General features: G+C 69.2%; 16 protein-coding genes. 5 read left to right on the top strand and 11 right to left on the bottom strand.

Annotated features, from left to right (window positions below; genetic code table 11):
* Positions 1 to 9: 9 nt before the first annotated feature.
* Both QTI45_RS02510 and cydD read right to left on the bottom strand, forming a co-directional pair.
* The gene (locus tag QTI45_RS02510) at positions 10 to 1,716 is read right to left on the bottom strand and encodes an amino acid ABC transporter ATP-binding/permease protein (RefSeq protein ID WP_286653396.1); all 1,707 of its coding nucleotides are present in this window, start codon (positions 1,714 to 1,716) and stop codon (positions 10 to 12) included.
* Positions 1,713 to 3,374: a thiol reductant ABC exporter subunit CydD gene (gene cydD, locus QTI45_RS02505; RefSeq protein ID WP_286653395.1), complete on the bottom strand. Its 1,662-nt coding sequence runs from the start codon at positions 3,372 to 3,374 to the stop codon at positions 1,713 to 1,715. Before cydD ends, QTI45_RS02510 begins: the two co-directional genes overlap by 4 nt.
* A 103-nt stretch (positions 3,375 to 3,477) precedes the next feature.
* On the opposite strand from cydD, the gene QTI45_RS02500 reads away from it, so the two are divergent.
* The gene (locus tag QTI45_RS02500; protein WP_286653394.1) at positions 3,478 to 4,539 is read left to right on the top strand and encodes a glycosyltransferase family 4 protein; all 1,062 of its coding nucleotides are present in this window, start codon (positions 3,478 to 3,480) and stop codon (positions 4,537 to 4,539) included.
* Here the strand turns inward: QTI45_RS02500 and QTI45_RS02495 are convergent.
* The 7 genes from QTI45_RS02495 to QTI45_RS02465 all read right to left on the bottom strand — a co-directional run bounded on the left by QTI45_RS02495 (position 4,536) and on the right by QTI45_RS02465 (position 12,627).
* Positions 4,536 to 5,642, bottom strand: a complete 1,107-nt coding sequence (locus QTI45_RS02495) for an acyltransferase family protein (protein WP_286367177.1) — start codon at positions 5,640 to 5,642, stop codon at positions 4,536 to 4,538. The two genes, QTI45_RS02500 and QTI45_RS02495, sit on opposite strands and share 4 nt — an antisense overlap.
* A gap of 34 nt (positions 5,643 to 5,676) precedes the next feature.
* Positions 5,677 to 6,639: an NAD(P)H-dependent flavin oxidoreductase gene (locus QTI45_RS02490; protein ID WP_286367176.1), complete on the bottom strand. Its 963-nt coding sequence runs from the start codon at positions 6,637 to 6,639 to the stop codon at positions 5,677 to 5,679.
* Between the two features lie 34 nt (positions 6,640 to 6,673).
* A complete protein-coding gene (locus tag QTI45_RS02485) occupies positions 6,674 to 8,464 on the bottom strand; it encodes an acyl-CoA dehydrogenase (RefSeq protein ID WP_286653393.1) in 1,791 nt (596 codons plus the stop codon).
* Positions 8,465 to 8,555: 91 nt separating this feature from the next.
* Positions 8,556 to 9,491 (bottom strand): electron transfer flavoprotein subunit alpha/FixB family protein, encoded by a 936-nt coding sequence (locus QTI45_RS02480; protein ID WP_286368812.1) that lies wholly within the window; start codon positions 9,489 to 9,491, stop codon positions 8,556 to 8,558.
* Positions 9,492 to 9,502: 11 nt separating this feature from the next.
* Positions 9,503 to 10,252, bottom strand: coding sequence for an electron transfer flavoprotein subunit beta/FixA family protein (locus tag QTI45_RS02475; RefSeq protein WP_286653392.1), 750 nt, complete (start codon positions 10,250 to 10,252; stop codon positions 9,503 to 9,505).
* Positions 10,253 to 10,388: 136 nt separating this feature from the next.
* A complete protein-coding gene (locus QTI45_RS02470; RefSeq protein WP_286653391.1) occupies positions 10,389 to 11,669 on the bottom strand; it encodes a mechanosensitive ion channel family protein in 1,281 nt (426 codons plus the stop codon).
* A gap of 4 nt (positions 11,670 to 11,673) precedes the next feature.
* Complete coding sequence (locus QTI45_RS02465) at positions 11,674 to 12,627, bottom strand: histone deacetylase family protein (RefSeq protein WP_286367171.1); 954 nt, start codon at positions 12,625 to 12,627, stop codon at positions 11,674 to 11,676.
* Positions 12,628 to 12,702: 75 nt separating this feature from the next.
* Here QTI45_RS02465 and QTI45_RS02460 point away from each other — a divergent pair, with 75 nt between their 5' ends.
* The 4 genes from QTI45_RS02460 to mltB all read left to right on the top strand — a co-directional run bounded on the left by QTI45_RS02460 (position 12,703) and on the right by mltB (position 17,805).
* Positions 12,703 to 13,623: an AAA family ATPase gene (locus QTI45_RS02460; RefSeq protein WP_286367170.1), complete on the top strand. Its 921-nt coding sequence runs from the start codon at positions 12,703 to 12,705 to the stop codon at positions 13,621 to 13,623.
* A gap of 98 nt (positions 13,624 to 13,721) precedes the next feature.
* Positions 13,722 to 14,687, top strand: coding sequence for a DUF58 domain-containing protein (locus tag QTI45_RS02455; protein ID WP_286653791.1), 966 nt, complete (start codon positions 13,722 to 13,724; stop codon positions 14,685 to 14,687).
* On the top strand, positions 14,681 to 16,675 hold the full coding sequence (locus tag QTI45_RS02450; protein WP_286653390.1) for a transglutaminase TgpA family protein: 1,995 nt from the start codon (positions 14,681 to 14,683) through the stop codon (positions 16,673 to 16,675). Before QTI45_RS02455 ends, QTI45_RS02450 begins: the two co-directional genes overlap by 7 nt.
* Before the next feature lie 53 nt (positions 16,676 to 16,728).
* A complete protein-coding gene (gene mltB / locus QTI45_RS02445) occupies positions 16,729 to 17,805 on the top strand; it encodes a lytic murein transglycosylase B (protein WP_286653389.1) in 1,077 nt (358 codons plus the stop codon).
* A gap of 49 nt (positions 17,806 to 17,854) precedes the next feature.
* On the opposite strand, the gene QTI45_RS02440 is transcribed toward mltB, so the two are convergent.
* Together QTI45_RS02440 and QTI45_RS02435 are read right to left on the bottom strand one after the other, a co-directional pair.
* Positions 17,855 to 19,585 carry an ABC transporter substrate-binding protein gene (locus QTI45_RS02440; RefSeq protein WP_286367167.1) on the bottom strand — a complete coding sequence of 577 codons (1,731 nt, stop codon included), beginning with the start codon at positions 19,583 to 19,585 and terminating at the stop codon, positions 17,855 to 17,857.
* 83 nt (positions 19,586 to 19,668) lie between these two features.
* Positions 19,669 to 19,977: a DUF2160 domain-containing protein gene (locus QTI45_RS02435; RefSeq protein WP_286367166.1), complete on the bottom strand. Its 309-nt coding sequence runs from the start codon at positions 19,975 to 19,977 to the stop codon at positions 19,669 to 19,671.
* Positions 19,978 to 19,989 lie beyond the last annotated feature (12 nt).

The raw sequence follows: 19,989 nt of genomic DNA, 5'->3' as shown, positions 1-19,989 counted from the left end.
CGGTCGTTCTCAGTCCGGGCGCAGCGCCTTCAGTGCCGCATCGAAAGCCGCCGTGCCGCGCCGCAGGTCGGCCGAGATCCGGCCGTCCCGCATCGAGAGCAGGCGGTCCGCCAGCGCGGCCTCGCGCCGCAGGTGGGTCGCGATCAGCAGCGTGCGGCCCGCCGCCTCGGCGTCGAGGCGCTGCAACACATCGTGGGCCGTCGCAGTGTCCAATGCTTCGGTCGGTTCGTCCAGCAGCCAGATCGGCACATCGCGCAGCAGCAGTCGTGCCAGCGCCAGCCGGCGCGACTGCCCGCCGGACAGGCCCAGGCCGCCCTCGCCCAGCGCGGTGTCGAGGCCGGCGGCCATCGCGCGCACTTCCTGCGCGAGGCCCGAGGCCTGCAGCGCGCTCCAGAGCCGGGCATCGTCGGCCGACGGAGCGGCCAGGCGCAGGTTGTCGCGCAGGCTGTCCTGGAACAGTTCGGTGCGCTGCGTCAGCAGGCAGTGCGGCGCGCTGCGGACCTCGCCGCAGACGGCCGCCAGTTCGCCTGCAACCACCGCCAGCAGCGTCGACTTGCCGGCGCCGCTGGGCCCGACGAGCGCGACCCGCTCGCCGGCCGCGAGCGCCATCGAGATGCCGTGCAGCACCGCCACGCCGTTGCCAGGATGCGCCACGGCGACATCCCGCAGGCGAAGCACCGGGCCGCAGTCCGGCGCTGCCGCCGGCACGGCAGCGTCCGCCGATGCTGCGGGCGCCTGCTCCGAGAGGCGGGGCGCCAGTCGCCGCGCCGCCAGCCAGGCGCGGCCCGCCTCGAGCGCACCGCGGCGCAAGGCGGAGAAGGGCTCGATCGCGGTGAGTGCCACCAGCAGTGCCAGCGCGGCGGCCGGCGCGCCGATCGCGCCCTCGCCCACCAGCGCGGCAACCGCCAGCAGCACCGCGACCAGGGTCAAGGTTCCGGCGCAGCCGTAGGCCATGCCGGAATGCGCTTCGAGCCGATTGAGGACGTGGTCCGCCGCCGCGAGATGGCGGTCGGCGGCTGCCAGGGCGGCCCGCTGCGCATCGATCCTGCCGGCCATCACGAGTTCGGTCTGCCCCGCCACCAGGTCGGCGGCGCGGGAACGAAGGGCCTCGATCGCATGCGCGCGGCGCACGGCCGCCGGCCGGGCCCGAGCGGCAACGGCCAGTGCGATGCCCCAGCCCGCGACGACCAGCCAGAGCGCCAGCGCGGCGCCCATCCAGGCGTTCATGGCGCCGAGCACGATGCCCGCGAGCAGCGCCGCGCCAAGCGCCGCGCCGGCCGGCACCAGCAGCCGCAGGTAGAAGGACTCGAGCGCGTCGATGTCGGCCGTCAGGCGGAACAGCAGCCGGGCCGGCCGGTCCAGCAGCCGGCGCGCCGCGTCGGGCCGGGCCCAGCCGCGGAACAGGCGCTCGCGCAGCGCGGCCAGCACGCCGAAAGTGGCATCGTGGGTGACCAGCCGCTCGGCGTAGCGCGCACCGGTGCGGCCCAGCGCCAGCAGCCGTATGCCCGCCGACGGCATGAAGACATCGAAGCGCATTGCCGTCGCGGCCTGCAGCCCGGCCAGCGCGGTGGCGGTGATGAACCAGCCCGAGAGGCCCAGCAAGGCCATGCCCATCAGCACCGTCAGCGCGGCCAGCCCGGCACCCAGCGCCAGTCGGCGTGGCTGCGCCTCGCGGAAGGCGTCGAGCACCGGCCGGACATCGCGCCAGACCCTCATGCGGCCTCCCTCGCCGGCAGCCCGTCGAGCCGGATCACGCGGTCCATGCGGGCCGCCAGCACCGGGTCGTGGGTGGCGGCGATGAGCGTCTTGCCGCGCGCCAGCTGCATCAGGGCATCGGCGACCCGCTCCGCCGTCTCGCTGTCCAGGTGCGCGGTCGGTTCATCGACCAGCAGCAGGTCGGCATCGGGATGCGCCGCCACGCGCGCCAGCGCCAGCCGCACGGCCTCGCCGCCCGACAGGCCGCCCCCGCCCTCCCCGAGCGCGATTCCAGGCCGCGCCTGGGCCACGCCGTCGAGCGCCGCGAAGCGGATCGCGGCTTGCACCTGCGCCGCCCGCACGCCGTCCCGCCCCAGCGCCACGTTGTCCTGCACCGAAGCCGCGAAGACGTGCGGCTTCTGCCCCATCCATGCCATCCGCGTGCGCAGCGCGGCGACCGAGTCATCGGTCAGGTGCACGCCGCCGACCAGGATCTCTCCGCGCCGGGCCGGTACCAGCCCGGCGATCAGGCTCAGCAGCGCCGTCTTGCCCGAGCCGCTCGGGCCCATCAGCGCCACGTGCTCGCCGGCGGCCACGCGCAATTCGTAGTTCTCGAAGAAGGCGTCTTCGCCGGCGTGCGCGAAGCACAGGCCGCGCACCCTGACCGCGGGCGCGCCAGCTGCGGCAACAGCGGCGGGCGACACGGCCTGCGCGTCCGCCGCCGACGCCCCGGGAAGCGCGACACCATCCTCGCTCAAGCGCTCGAGCGATGCCAGCGCGGCCTCGCCGGCTGCGCGGTCGTGCCAGACCGAAGACAGCTCGCGCAAGGGCTCGAAGAAGGCCGGCGCCAGCAGCAGGATGAACAGCCCCTCGCCCAGGCTCAGCGTATGGCCCCAGGTGCCGAAGCCCAGGGTGCCCAGCAGATGGAAGCCGACATACACGGCCACCATCGCGACCCCCAGCGCCGAGAACAGTTCGAGCACGGCGGACGAGAGAAAGGCGATGCGCAGCACCGTCATCGTGCGGGACCGCAGCGACTGGGCCGCTTCGCCGAGTCGACGTGCGGTCGCATCGACCGCACCGAGCGATCGCAGGGTCGCCAGGCCGCGCAGGCGATCGAGCAGGAAACCGTTCATGCCTCCCAACTCGACCATCTGCGCCTCGCTGGCGGCCTTCGCCCGCCAGCCCACGATGGCCATGAAGATCGGGATCAGCGGCGCGGCGACCAGCAGCACGGCGGCCGCCACCCAGGACAGGCAGGCCACCACGGCGACGATGACCACGGGAACGACCATCGCCCGCCAACGCGCCGGAGCGTAGCGCACCAGATAAGGCACCAGCGCCTCGGCCTGCTCGGCGATCACGCTGGCGGCCAGGCCCGAAGCCGGCCGCGCGCTGTCCAGCGGCGAGCGGGCCGCCAGCGCGGCCGCGACCCGGGCTCGCAGGTCGGACAGCCGGGTGCGCGCCTGCGCATAGACGCGGCGGGCGCCCCAGGCCTCGGCGGCCGCGCGCAGCAATCCCAGCAGCAGGATGCCGGCCGCCGGCCACATCACGGCGGCCAGGCCCGATCCCTCGCCGAGCCGCTGGATCGCCCACGCCAGCAAGGCTGCCTGCGGCAGCCAGAGCAGCGCGGCGGAGCCCTGGACCAGGCTGGCGAAAGACGAGGCGGAAGGATTCACGTATTTGATTTGCTGTAATTTCAGTATTTACTGAAAACTGGAGAATCATACGGCAGCGACGCCCCGGCTGCAGAGCCGCGGGTTGTTAAGCTACCAGAAGCCCATGAATATCTGCGTGATCAACCCCAACTATTACCGCAGCAGCGGGGTCACGATGGCGATACGCCGGATCCACGAGGCGGTTCAGCCCTGCGGCATAGAGAACCATTTCGTCAGCTGCCGCTACGGCGACGAAGAAGAGGACCTGTCCTGGATTCCGCCCGGCCGCATCGAGCACCTGGGCCTGATGTCCGGTCATCCCGGGGTCTTCTGGCGCAGCGTGATGCGCCTGAAGCGCCTGCTGGACGAGCGCGGCATCGATCTGATCCACGTCCACCACCGGCGGCTGTCGATGGTGCTGACCGTTCTGAGCCCGTTGCTGCGCCGCCCCGTCCTCTATTCGGGCAACCTCACCTACGGCTTCTCGCCCGCCTTCTGGCTGTTCAGTCCGCGCCGCGCCATCGCAGTGACCGACTCGGTCAAGCAAAACATCGTGGCAACGACGCGCACGCGCGACGTGGAGGTGCTCGGCAATCCCACGCCGTTTCCCGAGCAACCTCCGGCCATCGACATCGCCGCCGTGCGCAAGCGAGCCGTATGCGTCGCCCGATTCGTGCCGGTGAAGGGCCATGACACGCTGATCGACGCCTGGGCCCTGCTGCGTGACCGCGGCATCGATGCCGAACTGGTGCTGGTCGGCGAGGGGCCGCTGCGCGCCGCGCTCGAAGAGAAGTGCCGCAAGCTAGGGATCGCCGACCGGGTGGTCTTCCGCGGCTATGTGGCCGATGTGCGCAGCGAATATGCGCGATCGCTCTTCGCCATCCTCGTCAGTTCGATCGAGGGCCAGGGGATCGTGACGATCGAGGCGGCTGCCGCTGGCCGTGCTTCGCTGCTGACCGATGTCGATGGCTCGCGCGACTGCCTGCCGCCCGACCGGACACTGCCGAACGGGCTGCCCTACGGCGATGCCGTCGCCCTGTCAGGCGCGCTGGCGAGCTGGTTCGCCGATCCTGAAGCGGTGGCCGAGGAAGGCCGGCGCTTCTTCTCGTTTCACCAGCAGCTCAATTCATCGAAGGTGCTCGGACTCGGCTATGCCGCGGCGTACCGGCGAAGCCGCCAGCGCTAGCCGGAAACGAGCAGGCCGCAGGCCAGCAGGCCCGCGAACAGCCCCAGCACCGCACGCCAGGTGGCGGGCCGCGACTCGACCCAGCGATACAGCAGCGCGGCGGCCGCTATCGACAGGGCGAAGGTCGCCAGCAGGCCTGCCAGGTCGATCCACGGCGTCGCCGGCAACAGCCAGGTCATCGCCGCACTGACCAGCATCAGCACCGGGAAGTGGATCAGGAAGAGCGAATACGAGATGCGGCCCAGCTGCACCAGCGGCGCGCCGATGCGGGGCCAGGCCTCGGGCGCGAGCCGATGGCGATGCTGCGCGACGGCCACCGCCAGCGCCGTGACCAGCGCGATCGCGATGCGGCTGCGCCATTCGAGTGCCAGCGCGGCGGCGCCGACCATGACCAGCATCAGCATCGCGTAGCGCCAGGTGCTGTCGCGGGTGGCGCGCCCGATCCAGAAGACCAGCATGCCCAGGCCGTAGGAACCGAAGAAATAGATCGCCGTGGCGTCGAGTTCCTGGCGGCGGTTGAAAACCGCGAGCGAGGCCACGACCAGCGCCAGCACCAGCCCCGCGACCAGCCACCGCGAGCGCCCGGGGTCGAGCGACCAGCGCCGCTGCAACAGCTCCGACAGGCCGATCGCCGCCAGCGCCAGCACGAAGAGCTGGAAGTCGATCGCCACGTACCAGACGCCGGTCGACAGTGCGTCGAAGCCCAGCAGGTCCTGGAGCAGCAGACCGTGCGCGAGCAGCTGCGCCAGGCCGGGTGCGGCCGGCACCGTGTCGCCATCGAGCCAGGGCCGGGCCAGCGCGGCCACCAGCACGCTGAAGCTCAACGCCACCAGGTAAGGCATGACCAGCCGGCCGTAGCGCTGGCCGATCCGCGCCAGCGGCCGGTCGACCCGCAGCACGCCGTCGGGCGCCAGGCTTCCGGCGGCCAGGAAGCCGGCCAGCACGAGGAACACCTGCACCGCGAGCCGGCCTTCGTTGGCCAGCCAGTCGAACAGCGCCGGTGCCAGCGAGGATGCGCCTTCCTGCAGCGGGCCATAGCGCGCGAGGTGGTGGCCGACGATCAGTGCACAGGCCGCGCCCTTGACCGCATCGAGCAGCGGCATGCGGCCCGCCGCAGTCCCGCGAAGGGCCATGGGCTTAAAGGGCGAGACGTCGGCGGGCGTCGAAGTACTCGCGCTTCAGTTTCTCGACGAAGGCCGCGGCGGACGCGACTTCGGTCACCGCGCCGATGCCCTGGCCCGAGCCCCAGATGTCCTTCCAGGCCTTGGCCTTGCTGCCCTCGCCGCCGCCGAAGTTCATGGTCTTGAGGTCGCCTTCGGGCAGGTTGGCCGGGTCCATGCCGGCGGCCACGATGCTGGGCGCGAGGTAGTTGCCGTGCACGCCGGTGAACAGATTCGAGTAGACGATGTCGTCGGAGCTGCCTTCGACGATCGCCTGCTTGTACTCGTCGCTGGCACGCGCCTCCTCGGTGGCGATGAAGGCCGTGCCGATGTAGGCGAAGTCGGCACCCATGGCCTGCGCGGCGAGCACCGCACTGCCGTTGGCGATCGAGCCCGAGAGCGCGAGCGGACCGTCGAACCACTGGCGGATCTCCTGGACCAGCGCGAACGGGCTCTTGACCCCGGCATGGCCGCCCGCTCCCGCCGCGACCGCGATCAGGCCGTCGGCGCCCTTCTCGATCGCCTTCTTCGCGAAGGTGTTGTTGATGATGTCGTGCAAGGTCACGCCACCGTAGCTGTGGACCGCTTCGTTGACGTCGGTGCGCGCACCGAGCGAGGTGATCACGATCGGCACCTTGTACTTCACGACCATCGCCATGTCGTGTTCGAGCCGGTCATTGCTCTTGTGCACGATCTGGTTGATCGCGAAGGGCGCGGCCGGCTTGTCGGGGTTGGCCTTGTTGTAGGCGGCCAGTTCCTCGGTGATCTCGATCAGCCACTCCTCGAGTTGCGCGGCCGGCCGCGCATTGAGCGCCGGCATCGAGCCGACCACGCCGGCCTTGCACTGGGCGATCACCAGCTTGGGATTGCTGATGATGAACAGGGGCGAGCCGATGATGGGCAGGGGAAGGTTGGCGAGCACGGGCGGCAGCTTGGACATGGAGTCTCCGGGATTCGATGATGAGATCTGGTTTTTAGAAGGATTCGAGTGCGAGCGCCGTGACGCTGTCGGCGCCCTCGACGATGCTGTCGCGGATGGCCGGCGCCTTGTTCAGGATGTGCTCGGCATAGAAGCGCGCCGTGGCGATCTTGGCCTTCATGAAGGCGAGGTCGGTGCCGGCCTTCGCGAGGTCCTCGGCGACCAGCAGCGAGCGGGCGAGCTGCCAGCCCACCACCACGTTGCCCGCCAGCATCAGGTAGGGCACGCTGCCCGCGAACACCGCGTTCGGCGACGCCTTGGTCTGGCCGGCGACGAAGCCGACCACGTCCACGAAGGCTTCGCGCGCGGCCTTGAGCTTCTTCGCGACCGCGCGGGCGTCGGCGCTGTCGCGCTTGGCGAGTTCGGCTTCGGTCTTCTCGATCTGGGCGGCGATCGCCTTGGCAGTCTGGCCGCCGTCGCGCGCCGTCTTGCGGCCCACCAGATCGTTGGCCTGGATCGCGGTCGTGCCTTCGTAGATGGTCAGGATCTTGGCGTCGCGCAGGTACTGCGCCGCACCGGTCTCCTCGATGAAGCCCATGCCGCCATGCACCTGCACGCCGAGCGAGGCCACCTCCAGGCTCATCTCGGTGCTGTAGCCCTTGACCAGCGGCACCATGAATTCGTAGAAGGCCTGGTTCTGCTTGCGCGTCTCGGCGTCGGGGTGATGGTGGGCCGCGTCGTAGGCGGCCGCGGCCACCGTCGCCATCGCGCGGCAGCCTTCGGTGTAGGCACGCATCGTCATCAGCATGCGCTTCACATCGGGGTGATGGATGATCGGCGCGCTGGCGTTGATGGAGCCGTCCACGGGCCGGCTCTGCACCCGGTCCTTGGCGTAGGCCACGGCGTGCTGGTAGGCGCGCTCGGCAATCGCGATGCCTTGCATGCCCACCGCATAGCGTGCCGAGTTCATCATGATGAACATGTACTCGAGGCCGCGGTTCTCCTGGCCCACGAGGTAGCCGATCGCGCCACCGTGGTCGCCATACTGGAGGACGGCCGTCGGCGAGGCCTTGATGCCCAGCTTGTGCTCGATGCTCACGCAATGCACGTCGTTGCGCTCACCCAGCGAGCCGTCCTTGTTCACCATGAACTTCGGCACCACGAACAGGCTGATGCCCTTCACGCCCTCGGGCGCGCCCGTGACGCGGGCCAGCACCAGATGGACGATGTTCTCGGCCATGTCGTGCTCGCCATAGGTGATGAAGATCTTGGTGCCGAACACCTTGTAGCTGCCGTCGGCCTGCGGCTCGGCACGGCTGCGCACCATCGCGAGGTCGCTGCCGGCCTGCGGCTCGGTCAGGTTCATGGTGCCGGTCCATTGGCCGCTCACCAGCTTCTCGAGATAGATCGCCTTGAGTTCGTCGGAGCCGGCCGTCAGCAAGGCCTCGGTGGCGCCGTCGGTCAGCAGCGGGCACAGCGCAAAACTCATGTTGGCCGAGTTGAGCATCTCGCCGCAGGCCGCGCCGATGGTCTTGGGCAGGCCCTGGCCGCCGAAGTCCGCCGGATGCTGCAGGCCCTGCCAGCCACCGCTCACGTACTGTGCGAAGGCTTCCTTGAAGCCCGGCGTGGTCGTCACCTTGCCGTCCTTGAACGACGAAGGCTCGCGATCGCCCGCCACGTTCAGCGGCGCGATCACGTCCTGGTTGAAGCGCGCGCATTCCTCGAGCACCGCCTGCGCGGTTTCGAGGCCCGCGTCCTCGAGGCCCGGCATCTGCGCCACCTGCGCGATGTTCGCGAGGTGCTCGATGTCGAACAGCATGTCTTTGAGGGGGGCGATATAGCTCATCGATGTCTCCTGCGGCCTTGGGCCGAATACCAACCGATGTGAAAAAAAGGGCACCGCGAACGATGCCCTTCGCCTCACATGTCCTGAAGGATCAGAGTGCCTTGACCAGTTCCGGCACGGCCGTGAACAGGTCGGCGACCAGGCCGTAGTCGGCCACCGAGAAGATCGGGGCTTCCTCGTCCTTGTTGATCGCCACGATCACCTTGGAGTCCTTCATGCCCGCCAGATGCTGGATCGCGCCCGAGATGCCGGCGGCGATGTACAGCTGCGGCGCCACGATCTTGCCGGTCTGGCCCACTTGCCAGTCGTTCGGGGCGTAGCCCGCGTCGACCGCCGCGCGGCTGGCGCCCAGGCCCGCGTTGAGCTTGTCGGCCAGGGGCGCCATCACTTCCTGGAACTTCTCGGCGCTGCCCAGCGCCCGGCCGCCCGAGACGATGATCTTGGCGGCCGTCAGTTCGGGGCGTTCGCTCTTGGTGACTTCCCTTCCGACGAAGCTGGACTTGCCCGAGTCGGCCACGCCGTCCACGGTTTCCACTGCGGCGCTGCCACCGGTGGCGGCGGCCGCATCGAAGCCGGTGGTGCGCACCGTGACGACCTTGATCGCATCGCTGCTCTGCACGATCGCAATCGCATTGCCCGCGTAGATCGGACGCTCGAAGGTGTCGGGGCTGTCGACCTTGGTGATGTCGCTGATCTGGGCGACATCGAGCAAGGCCGCCACGCGCGGCGCCACGTTCTTGCCGTTGGCGGTCGAGGGGAACAGGATGTGGCTGTAGTTTTTCGCGATCGCGAGGACCTGGGCCGCAACGTTCTCGGCCAGGTTCTCGGCGAGGCTGGCGCTGTCGGCGACGATCACCTTGGCCACGCCTGCGACTTGAGAAGCGGCCTTGCCGGCTTCGGCGGCATTGGCGCCGGCCACCAGCACATGGACGTCGCCGCTGGCGCAGGCGATCCCGGCGGTCACGGTGTTGAGGGTCGCCGGCTTGAGCGTGGCGTGGTCGTGTTCGGCAATAACAAGTACGGTCATGTCGTTGTTCCTCAGATCACCTTGGCTTCGTTCTTGAGCTTGTCCACCAGGGTGGCAACGTCAGGCACCTTGATGCCCGCACCACGCTTCGGCGGCTCACTGACCTTCAGGGTCTTCAGGCGCGGCTTCACATCCACACCCAGGTCTTCAGGCTTGAACGTGTCCAGCTGCTTCTTCTTGGCCTTCATGATGTTCGGCAAGGTCACATAGCGCGGCTCGTTCAGGCGCAGGTCGGTGGTGATGACCGCGGGCAGCGACAGAGAAATGGTCTCCAGCCCGCCGTCCACTTCACGCGTCACGTTGACCTTGTCGCCCGACACTTCCACCTTCGAGGCGAAGGTCGCCTGCGGCAGATCCGCCAGCGCCGCCAGCATCTGGCCGGTCTGGTTGGCGTCGTCGTCGATCGCCTGCTTGCCCAGGATGATCAAGGCCGGCTGTTCCTTGTCGACCAGCGCCTTCAGCAGCTTGGCGACTGCGAGGGGTTGCAGCTCTTCCGTGGTCTCGACCAGGATGCCGCGGTCGGCACCGATGGCCATCGCCGTGCGCAGCGTCTCCTGGCACTTTGCGTCGCCGCACGAGACCGCGATGATCTCGGTGGCCGCGCCCTTCTCCTTCAGGCGCACCGCCTCTTCGACCGCGATCTCGTCGAAGGGGTTCATGCTCATCTTCACGTTGGCAATGTCGACGCCGGTGCCGTCGCTCTTCACGCGCACCTTGACGTTGTAGTCGACGACCCGCTTGACGGGGACAAGAATCTTCATTGGTTTGACTCCATTGAATTGCGAAACCGGGGCTTGCAGGCAGCCGGCAATTTTAGGCGCCGGCCTCCGCGAGGACTGTTCATTTCAATCAGGGGGCTGGGACTCGAAGAAAAAGAACGGTCGTGCTTTTTTGCGATTATAGGCGAGCCGCAGGGGCCGGAGAAGTGTCGGTCGGTAACGACTCGACGCGCACCACGCGCTGCGGGTACGGAATCTCGATGCCGGCACGTCGCAATTCCGCGAGGATCGCGACATTGACGGCCGAGCGCAGGTTGTCCCTGCCCTTGTCCGGATCCGCGACCCAGAAGTTGAGCGTGAACTCGAGTCCGTCGGGCGCGAAGTTGAGCAGGAAGGCGATCGGCGCCGGATCCCGCAGCACGCGCGGCTGGGCTGCGGCCGCCGCGCACAGGATCGACTGGACCTGCGCCACATCGCTCTGGTAGCCCACCGTCAGGGTGGTCGTGATGTTGAACTTCTGATCGGCCAGCGAGAGGTTCTCGACCCGGCTCGTGATCAGCGATTCGTTCGGCACGATCGACTCCCGGCCATTGCCGGCGCGCACCAGGGTGTAGCGGGTCTTGATGTCGGTGATGCGCCCTTCGAACCCGTCGACGCGCACGTTGTCGCCGATCCGGATCGAGCGCTCGAGCAGGATCACGAAGCCGCTCACGTAGTTGGCCGCGAGCTTCTGCAGCCCGAAGCCCAGGCCGACGCCGAGCGCGCCGCCGAGCACCGACAGCGCGGTCAGGTCGACGCCGACCGCCGACAGCGCGAACAGCAGGCCGATCAGGAGCAGGAAGGCGCGGATCGCATTCGACGCCACCTTGCGCATCGACAGGTCGGCCACGGCCTCGCTGAGGATCCGCTTCTCGACCGTGGCCGAGATCCAGAGCGCGATCACCAGCACCAGCCCGGCCGACAGCGTGCCTTCGAAGATGGTCCGCAGGCTCACGCGCGTGCGGCCGAAGGCCAGCGTGATCTCGTCGAGCTCGGTCAGCACCGGCTGCAGCAGCCCGACGATCCAGAGCACGGCGCCGATCCATGCGAGCCACGAGATGGTGCGCTCCACCAGCCGCGCCAGCGCCGAAGCCGGGAACACCGCGCTCAGCACCCGCGCGAAGAAGCGGATCGCCACCAGCGAGACGAAGACCGACACCGCGATGCGCAGCACCAGCACGGTCTGGAAACCCATCACGGCACGCCGCGCAAGGTCGGTGAACAGCAGGGCGAGCAGGGGGAACAGCAGCCCGTCGATGGTGCGCTGGCCGAACCAGATCGAATCCTTCGGCTGGTCGCGCCCGAACCATCGGCACACCGCCCAGGCCACGAGCACGCAGCCGGCCAGGATCGCGATCTCGATCCACAGGCCACGAGCCTCGACCTGCCCGAGCTTCTGGCTGAACTCGCTGAAATTCATCGCGCTAGAGATCGGCCAGGACGCGCAGGTGCTCCTCGACGCTGCGCGCCAAGGCATCCAGGTTGTAGCCGCCTTCGAGCATCGAGACGATGCGCCCCCCGGAATGCCGGCGCGCGACATCGACCACGCGGCTGGTGATCCAGCCGAAGTCGTGCTCGTTGAGTCGCAGTTGCCCGAGCTCGTCGTCGCGATGGGCGTCGAAGCCGGCGCTGACGAAGATCATCTGCGGCTTGAACTCCTCGAGCCGCGGCATCCAGCAGGCCTCGATCAGTTCGCGCACGTCCATGCCCTTGGTGTAGGCCGGCACCGGCAGGTTGAGCATGTTCGGCGCCGGGTGCTCGGTGCCGCTGTACGGATAGAACGGGTGCTGGAAGATCCCGACCATCAGCACCCGCGGGTCGTTGCTGAGGATGTCTTCGGTGCCGTTGCCGTGGTGGACGTCGAAGTCGACCACCGCGACCCGTTCGAGTCCGTGCTCCTCGATCGCATGGCGCACCGCGATCGCGACGTTGTTGAAGAAGCAGAAGCCCATCGCCTTGTCGCGGCAGGCGTGGTGGCCGGGCGGGCGCACGGCGCAGAAGGCGTTGTCGACCGTCCCCGCCATCACCGCGTCGGTGGCTGCGATGGCGGCGCCGGCGGCGCGCCGGGCGGCCAGCACCGTGAAGCGGGTGAGCGCGGTGTCGGGATCGATCTGCGCGTGGTCGGGGCCGCCGGCCGGGGCGTCCTCGATCAGCCGCTGGCTGAGGGCCTCGAGATGCTCCATATGGGCCACGCTGTGCGCGCGCGTGATCTGCGGCAGCGTGGCGAGCGGCACTTCGATGCGCTCCAGGGCGTCGCCGACGCCGGTGACCAGCAGTCGGTCTTCGATCGCATCGAGCCGTGCCGGGCATTCGGGATGGCCCGACCCCATGTCGTGCTTCCAGCAATCGCGGTGTGTGAAATAGCCGGTTTTACCCATGGATCGATTCACGCCGTATCCCCACGCGGCATGGGCCGGCCGGGCTTACGGTATTGTTTGCATATGGATACAAAAATGGACTGCGCCGCAAAGCTCGCCAGTTTGCTCGGGCAGCTTAACACGGTGATCGTGGGCAAAGAGGCTCAGGTGCGCGACTGCGTGGCCTGCCTGCTGGCGGGCGGCCACCTGCTGATCGAGGACGTGCCGGGGGTCGGCAAGACCACCCTCGCGCATGCGCTGTCGCACACCTTCGGGCTGCACTTCTCGCGCGTGCAGTTCACTGCCGACCTGATGCCGGGCGATCTTTCGGGCATCGCGATCTACGACCGGGGCCAGCAGGCCTTCGTGTTCCACCCGGGGCCGATCTTCGCCCAGGTGCTGCTGGCCGACGAGATCAACCGCGCCAGTCCGAAGACCCAGAGCGCGCTGCTGGAGGCGATGGAAGAGAAGCAGGTCACGGTGGAGGGCGAGACCCGCCCGCTGCCGACGCCCTTCTTCGTGATCGCGACCCAGAACCCGCACGACCAGCTCGGCACCTTCGCCCTGCCCGAGTCGCAGCTCGACCGCTTCCTGATGCGCATCTCGCTCGGCTACCCCGACCGCGCGGCCGAACGCGAACTGCTCGCCGGCGCCGACCGGCGCGAGATGCTGGCCGGGCTGCCGGCGCTGCTGACCGCAGGCGAACTCACGGCCCTGCAGCAGCGGGTGCAGCAGGTGCATGCCTCCGAGGCGCTGCTCAACTACCTGCAGGACCTGATGGCCGCGACCCGATCGGGCCGCTGGTTCCTGCAGGGCCTGTCGCCGCGCGCCGGCATCGCCGTGCTGCGCGCGGCCAAGGCGCAGGCGCTCCTGGCCAATCGGGATTACGTGGCGCCGGACGATGTCCAGGCGGTGCTGCCGCAGACCATCGCCCACCGCCTCACGCCGGTGGGCGATGCCGGCCGCGGCGCGGTCGAGCAGGTGCGCGCCATGATCGCGGCGGTACCGCTGCCGTGAAGACGCCGGCGCCGGCCAGCGCCACCCTCGACGAGCGGCACGAGCCGCCGGGCCGCTCCCGAGGCGAAGCCCGGAGCGCGGCCGCGCGGAGCTCGCCCCTGGCCCCGCTGCGCCAGCGCATCGACCGCTGGTTCCTGGCGCGGCGCCCGCCCTCCGATGCGCTCGAACTGACGCAGCGCAACGTCTACATCGTGCCGACCCGGGCCGGCTGGATGCTCGCGGGGACGCTGCTCCTGCTGCTGGTCGCGTCGATCAACTACCAGCTCAACCTCGGCTACCTGCTGACTTTCCTGCTGGCCGGCAGCGTAGCGGTCGGCATGCACGTGTGCCACGGCACGCTGCGCGGCCTGGCGCTGCACCTGCTCGCACCCGAGCCACGCTACGCCGGGGCCGCCGCGGTGTTCCGCGTGGTGCTCGACAACAAGCGCCGCAGCAGCCGCTACGGCATCGGCCTGGCGGTGCACCGCAGCGGCCAGTGGGCCTGGTGCGACGTGCCGGCCGAAGGGCGCACCACGGTCGAGGTGGCGTTCAAGCCCGAACGGCGCGGACTGCACCCGGTGCCGACGCTGACCGTGGAAACCCGGTTCCCGCTCGGCACCTTCAGGGTCTGGACCGTGTGGCGGCCGGCTTCGAAGGTGCTGGTCTACCCGGCGCCCGAATCGCATCCGCCGCCGCTGCCGGCCGGTGAGCCGTTGGCCGGACAGGCGGCGTCGGCCGCGCTGCACACCCACCCGGCCGGCGAGTACGACGGCGTGCGCGCCTACCGGCGCGGAGATCCGCTGAAGCTGGTGGTGTGGAAGCGCGCGGCGCAGGCGCAGGCCGCGGGCTCCGATGAGCTGGTGAGCCGCGACACCCAGCAGGCGCAGCGGCAGGAGCTGTGGCTCGATGCCCAGGCCACCGGCCTCGCCGGGCTGGAGGCGCGGGTCTCCCGGCTCTGCGCCTGGGTGCTGATGGCGGACCGCCTGGGCATCGACTACGGCCTGCGCGCAGCCGGTCGCACGGTGTCGCCGGCGCAGGGCGAAGCCCACAAGCGGCAGTGCCTGGAGTTGCTGGCCCTATGCTGAACGCCAGGCTCCAGGCCCTGCCGCGGGAGGCCAGGGACACCCTCTTCCTGCTGGCCGTCATCGGCCTCATCCTGCTGCCCCAGGTGCCCAACCTGCCGTGGTGGTGCAGCACGCTGGCCGCCATCGTGCTGCTGTGGCGCGGCACGCTGGCGGTGCAGAGCGCCCCGCTGCCCGGCAAGGGCTGGCGCATCGCCCTGCTGGCGCTGACGATTGCCGCCACCTACATCACGCATCGCACCTTGCTGGGCCGCGATGCCGGCGTCACGCTGGTGGTGATCCTGCTCGCGCTCAAGACGCTCGAACTGCGCGCCCGGCGCGATGCCTTCGTGGTGTTCTTCCTGGGCTTCTTCACGATGCTCACGAACTTCTTCTATTCGCAGTCGCTCCTGACCGCCTTCGCGATGCTGCTGGCGCTGCTGGGCCTGCTGACCGCGCTGGTCAACGCCCACATGCCGGTGGGCCGGCCGCCGCTGACGCAGGCCGCGCGCACGGCCGGCTGGATGGCGCTGCTGGGCGCGCCGATCATGCTGGTTCTGTTCCTGCTGTTCCCGCGCATGGCGCCCCTGTGGGGCACGCCCAGCGACGCCATGGCCGGCCGCACCGGCCTGTCGAACACGATGCGCGTCGGCACGATCACCGAGCTCGCGCTCGACGACGGCATCGCGGCGCGCATCCGGTTCGACGGCGGACGCGTGCCGCCGCGCACGACGCTCTACTTCCGCGGGCCTGTGCTGTCGCAGTTCGACGGCCGCGAGTGGACCGCCGCGCCCCGCTTCCAGCGCGCCGCCGCGCCGCCGAACCTGCGCGTGCGCGGCCCGGCGACCGGCTACGAAGTCACGCTCGAACCGACCAACCGGCCCTGGGTGCTGACGCTCGACGCCACGCCGGCACGCCCCGAGCTGCCGGGCTACGAACTGTCGGCGACCCCGGAGCTCCAGTGGATCGCCAACCGCCCGATCAGCGACCTGGTGCGCTACCGGGCCGAAAGCTTCACCCAGTTCGAGAGCGGTCCGGTGCGCCGCACCACGGCGCTGCAGAGCTACGTCGCGCTGCCGCCGGGCTCGAACCCGCGCACGGTCGCGCTGGCGGCCGAGATGCGCGCCGACCCGGCGCTGGCCGGCGCCGCCACGCCGGCCCTGGTGCAGCATGTGCTCCAGCGTCTGCGCACCGGCGGCTATTCCTACACGCTGGAGCCCGGCCTCTACGGCGACGAAACCGCCGACGAATTCTGGTTCGACCGCAAGGCCGGATTCTGCGAACACATCGCCTCGGCCTTCGTGGTGCTGATGCGCGCGCTCGACATTCCGGCGCGCATCGTCGCCGGCTTCCAGGGCGGCGAGATCAACGGCATCGACAACTTCTGGGTGCTGCGCAACAGCGACGCCCACGCCTGGGCCGAGGTCTGGCAGGAAGGCGTCGGCTGGGTCCGGGTCGACCCGACCGGCGCGATCTCTCCCGACCGGGTCGGCCAGTTCCGCCGGCTGGCGCCGCAGCCGGGGCTGATCGCCGGCGCGATCGGCGCCATGAACCCGACGCTGTCGCAGAACCTGCGCGCCGCCTGGGAGGCAGTCAACAACGGCTGGAACCAGTGGGTGCTCAACTACACCCAGAGCCGCCAGCTGGATCTGCTCAAGACCCTCGGCTTCGAGGCACCCAGCCTGCAGGACCTGGCCCTGGTGCTTCTCGCCCTGCTGGTGGTCGCCAGCCTGGGGGGTGCCGCGTGGACACTCTGGGAGCGCAGCCAGCACGACCCCTGGCTGCGGCTGCTGGGCCAGGCGCGCGCACGGTTGCGGCAGGCCGGCATCGAGCTGCCCGAAGGCGCCTCGCCGCGCCAGATGGCCGAGCGGCTGGCGGAGCGCTTCGACGGCGGCGCCGAGCCGGCGCGGCAATGGCTGCTGCGGCTCGAAGCGCAACGCTATGCGAGGGCGCCGGCCGAGGCACTGCCGGCCCTGCGCCGCGAATTCCGCCGGCTCGCATGGCCGCGCTGAAACCACTTGTTTTGTTGCGCGGCCGCGACCGCGCCGACGGCACAATCGAGGCAATGCGACGCCTTCTCCCACATGCCCTGCCGGCCCTCCTCCTGGCGGCCACCTTCCTCGCGCCCGCCCCTGCCTCGGCCCAGGCCGCGAAAGACAAGCGCAGCTCCACGGTGCGCGGTGGCATTCCCTACGCCACGCGCGCCGACGCGATGCAGTTCGCCGACGAAGTGGCGGCGCGCCGCGGGCTCGACCCGGCCTGGGTCCGGGAGACCATCGGCAATGCGCGCCAGCTGCCCAACTTGCCGCGCCTGATGCTGCCCGCAGCCAGCGGCACGCCGAAGAACTGGCAGGTCTACCGCAGCCGCTTCATCGATCCGGTGCGGATCGCCGCCGGTGTGCGCTTCTGGCGCGACAACGCCGCCACGCTGGCGAGGGCCGAGTCGACCTACGGCGTGCCGCCCGAGATCATCGTCGGCATCATCGGCGTCGAAACCATCTACGGCCGCAACATGGGCAGCTTCCGCGTCATCGATGCCCTCGCGACGCTGGCCTTCGACTTTCCGCAGGCGCATCCGCGGGCGGCCGAGCGCCAGGCCTTCTTCCGCGGCGAACTCGAGAGTTTCCTCAGCATCGAGAGCCGCACCGCCGAGAACCCGATGCTGCCGCTGGGCAGCTATGCCGGCGCCATGGGCATGCCGCAGTTCATGCCGAGCAGCATCGCCAAGTACGCGGTCGATTTCGACGGCGACGGACGCATCGACCTGGTCCGCAACCCGGCCGACGTGATCGGCTCGGTGGCGAGCTACTTCAAGGGCTACGGCTGGCAGCCGGGCATGCCGCCGGTCTTCCCGGTCGGCTTCGACGAATCGCGGCTCAAGAAGGCGGTGCTGCTGGCGCCGGACATCGTGCCGACCTTCAGCGTCGATGCCTTCGTCGCCGGGGGCGCGATGCTCCAGGGCGAGGCGCTCAGGCACCAGGGCCTGCTGGCGCTGATCGAACTCCAGAACGGCTACGACACGCCGAGCTATGTGGCCGGCACCCGCAACTTCTATGTCATCACGCGCTACAACTGGAGCAGCTACTACGCGATGTCGGTGATCGACCTGGGCCGCGAGGTACGGGCCGCAATGGAGCAGTGACGCACACCGCGGCGCCGACGCGGCCAGGCCGCATCGACGCGCCGCAAGCTCAGCGTACCTTCCCTTCCCTCCAGGCGGTCAGCAGCTTGTTGTAGTCGATGGTCTCGCCCTTGGGCTTCTCGTTCGCCAGCTTCTTCCACGGCGCATGCTCGTCGCTGAGCATCTTGGCCGGGTCGCCCTTCGGCGCCAGCTTGGGCGCGCACTTGGCCATGCCGGCGCGTTCCAGCCGGCCCATCACGGCGTCCATCTCCTCGGCCAGGTTGTCCATCGCCTTCTGCGGCGTCTTCTCGCCGGTCACGGCCTCGGCCACGTTCTTCCACCAGAGCTGCGCCAGCTTCGGGTAGTCGGGCACGTTGGTGCCGGTCGGCGTCCAGGCAACCCGTGCCGGGCTGCGGTAGAACTCGATCAGGCCGCCGTACTTGTTGGCGTTCTGAGTGAAGTAGTCGAGCCGGATGTCGCTCTCGCGGATGAAGGTCAGCCCGACCACGCTCTTCTTCGCCGAGGTCGTCTTCGAGGTCACGAACTGGGCATAGAGCCAGGCGGCCGCGGTCTTGTTCGCGTCGTGGCCCTTGAAGAAGGTCCACGAGCCGACGTCCTGGTAGCCGTTCTGCATGCCCTGCTTCCAGTAGGGTCCGTTCGGCCCCGGCGCCATGCGCCACTTCGGCGAGCCGTCGGCATTGACCACCGGCAGCCCGGCCTTGGTCATGTCGGCCGTGAAGGCCGTGTACCAGAAGATCTGCTGCGCGATCTGGCCCTGCGCCGGCACCGGGCCGGCTTCGCCGAAGGTCATGCCCATCGCCTCTTTGGGCGCGTACTTCTTCATCCAGTCGATGTACTTGGTGAGCGCATAGACCGCGGCCGGCGAATTGGTGGCGCCGCCGCGCGCCACCGTGGCGCCGACCGGCGTGCACTTGTCGGCCGCCACCTTGATGCCCCATTCGTCCACCGGCATGCCGTTCGGGATGCCCTTGTCGGCGGTGCCGGCCATGGAGAGCCAGGCATCGGTGAAGCGCCAGCCCAGCGACGGGTCCTTCTTGCCGTAGTCCATGTGGCCGTAGATCGGCTTGCCGTCGATGGTCTTGACGTCGACCGTGAAGAACTCGGCGATGTCCTCGTAGGCGCTCCAGTTGAGCGGCACGCCGAGGTCGTAGCCGTACTTGGCCTTGAACTTGTCCTGCAGGTCCTTGCGCGCGAACAGGTCGGCGCGGAACCAGTAGAGGTTGGCGAACTGCTGGTCGGGCAACTGGTAGAGCTGGCCGTCGGGCGCGGTCGTGAAGCTGGTGCCGATGAAGTCCTTCACGTCGAGCCCGGGGTTGGTCCACTCCTTGCCCGCGCCGGCCATGTATTCGGTCAGCGACATGATCTTGCCGTAGCGGTAGTGGGTGCCGATCAGGTCGGAGTCGGAGATCCAGCCGTCGTAGATCGACTTGCCCGACTGCATCGAGGTCTGCAGCTTCTCGACCACGTCGCCTTCCTGGATCAGGTCGTGCTTCACCTTGATGCCGGTGATCTCCTCGAAGGCCTTGGCCAGCGTCTTCGATTCGTACTCATGGGTGGTGATGGTCTCCGACACCACCGCGACCTCCTTCACGCCCTTGTCCTGCAGCTTCTTGGCGGCGTCGATGAACCACTTCATCTCGGCAGCCTGCTGCTCCTTGCTGAGGCTCGACGGCTGGAACTCGCTGTCGATCCATTTCTTGGCCTCCGCCTCTCCGGCCCAGGCGCTCTGCAAGGCGAACATCGCCGCGGCCATGGCCATTGCTGTGCTGCGAAACTTCATGCTTGTCTCCTCGATGCGCTTCCCGCTTCTTGCAGAGTCGGCTCCGGGAAAGCAAAAGAGCCGGTCCGTGAAAAATCGAGCGCTCAGCCCTTGCGCATGACGAGCGCGAGCACGCCCATCGACAGGACGAAGCTGATCCAGATCGAGGGCTCGGCCTCCAGCCCCAGCCACTCCTGGAACTTGCCGGCCAGGCCGATGAAGATCAGGTTGATGTAGGCCGCGATCAGCAGGCCGATGAAGAGCCGGTCGCCGCGCGTGGTCTCCAGCGGCAGCCAGCCGCGGCGCAGCGTGGTCGGCGACTTCAGTTCCCATACGGTCATGCCGGCCAGCATCAAGGCGATGCAGGTGAAGAAGATCGCCACCGGGGTGGTCCAGACCATCCAGTCGAACATGCTGTGCCCTCC

The sequence above is a fragment of the Variovorax saccharolyticus genome (assembly GCF_030316765.1).
Classification (GTDB): domain Bacteria; phylum Pseudomonadota; class Gammaproteobacteria; order Burkholderiales; family Burkholderiaceae_C; genus Variovorax; species Variovorax saccharolyticus.
This window is presented reverse-complemented; position numbering and strand designations above follow the sequence as displayed.

Coding starts and splice junctions, on each gene's coding strand:
- QTI45_RS02470 (WP_286653391.1), bottom strand. CDS start 11,669: ATGAATTTCAGCGAGTTCAGCCAGAAGCTCGGGCAGGTCGAGGCTCGT.
- QTI45_RS02485 (WP_286653393.1), bottom strand. CDS start 8,464: ATGAGCTATATCGCCCCCCTCAAAGACATGCTGTTCGACATCGAGCAC.
- QTI45_RS02500 (WP_286653394.1), top strand. CDS start 3,478: ATGAATATCTGCGTGATCAACCCCAACTATTACCGCAGCAGCGGGGTC.
- QTI45_RS02475 (WP_286653392.1), bottom strand. CDS start 10,252: ATGAAGATTCTTGTCCCCGTCAAGCGGGTCGTCGACTACAACGTCAAG.
- QTI45_RS02450 (WP_286653390.1), top strand. CDS start 14,681: ATGCTGAACGCCAGGCTCCAGGCCCTGCCGCGGGAGGCCAGGGACACC.
- QTI45_RS02440 (WP_286367167.1), bottom strand. CDS start 19,585: ATGAAGTTTCGCAGCACAGCAATGGCCATGGCCGCGGCGATGTTCGCC.
- QTI45_RS02495 (WP_286367177.1), bottom strand. CDS start 5,642: ATGCCGCTGCTCGATGCGGTCAAGGGCGCGGCCTGTGCACTGATCGTC.
- QTI45_RS02490 (WP_286367176.1), bottom strand. CDS start 6,639: ATGTCCAAGCTGCCGCCCGTGCTCGCCAACCTTCCCCTGCCCATCATC.
- QTI45_RS02435 (WP_286367166.1), bottom strand. CDS start 19,977: ATGTTCGACTGGATGGTCTGGACCACCCCGGTGGCGATCTTCTTCACC.
- QTI45_RS02465 (WP_286367171.1), bottom strand. CDS start 12,627: ATGGGTAAAACCGGCTATTTCACACACCGCGATTGCTGGAAGCACGAC.
- QTI45_RS02480 (WP_286368812.1), bottom strand. CDS start 9,491: ATGACCGTACTTGTTATTGCCGAACACGACCACGCCACGCTCAAGCCG.
- QTI45_RS02510 (WP_286653396.1), bottom strand. CDS start 1,716: ATGAGGGTCTGGCGCGATGTCCGGCCGGTGCTCGACGCCTTCCGCGAG.
- mltB (WP_286653389.1), top strand. CDS start 16,729: ATGCGACGCCTTCTCCCACATGCCCTGCCGGCCCTCCTCCTGGCGGCC.
- QTI45_RS02460 (WP_286367170.1), top strand. CDS start 12,703: ATGGACTGCGCCGCAAAGCTCGCCAGTTTGCTCGGGCAGCTTAACACG.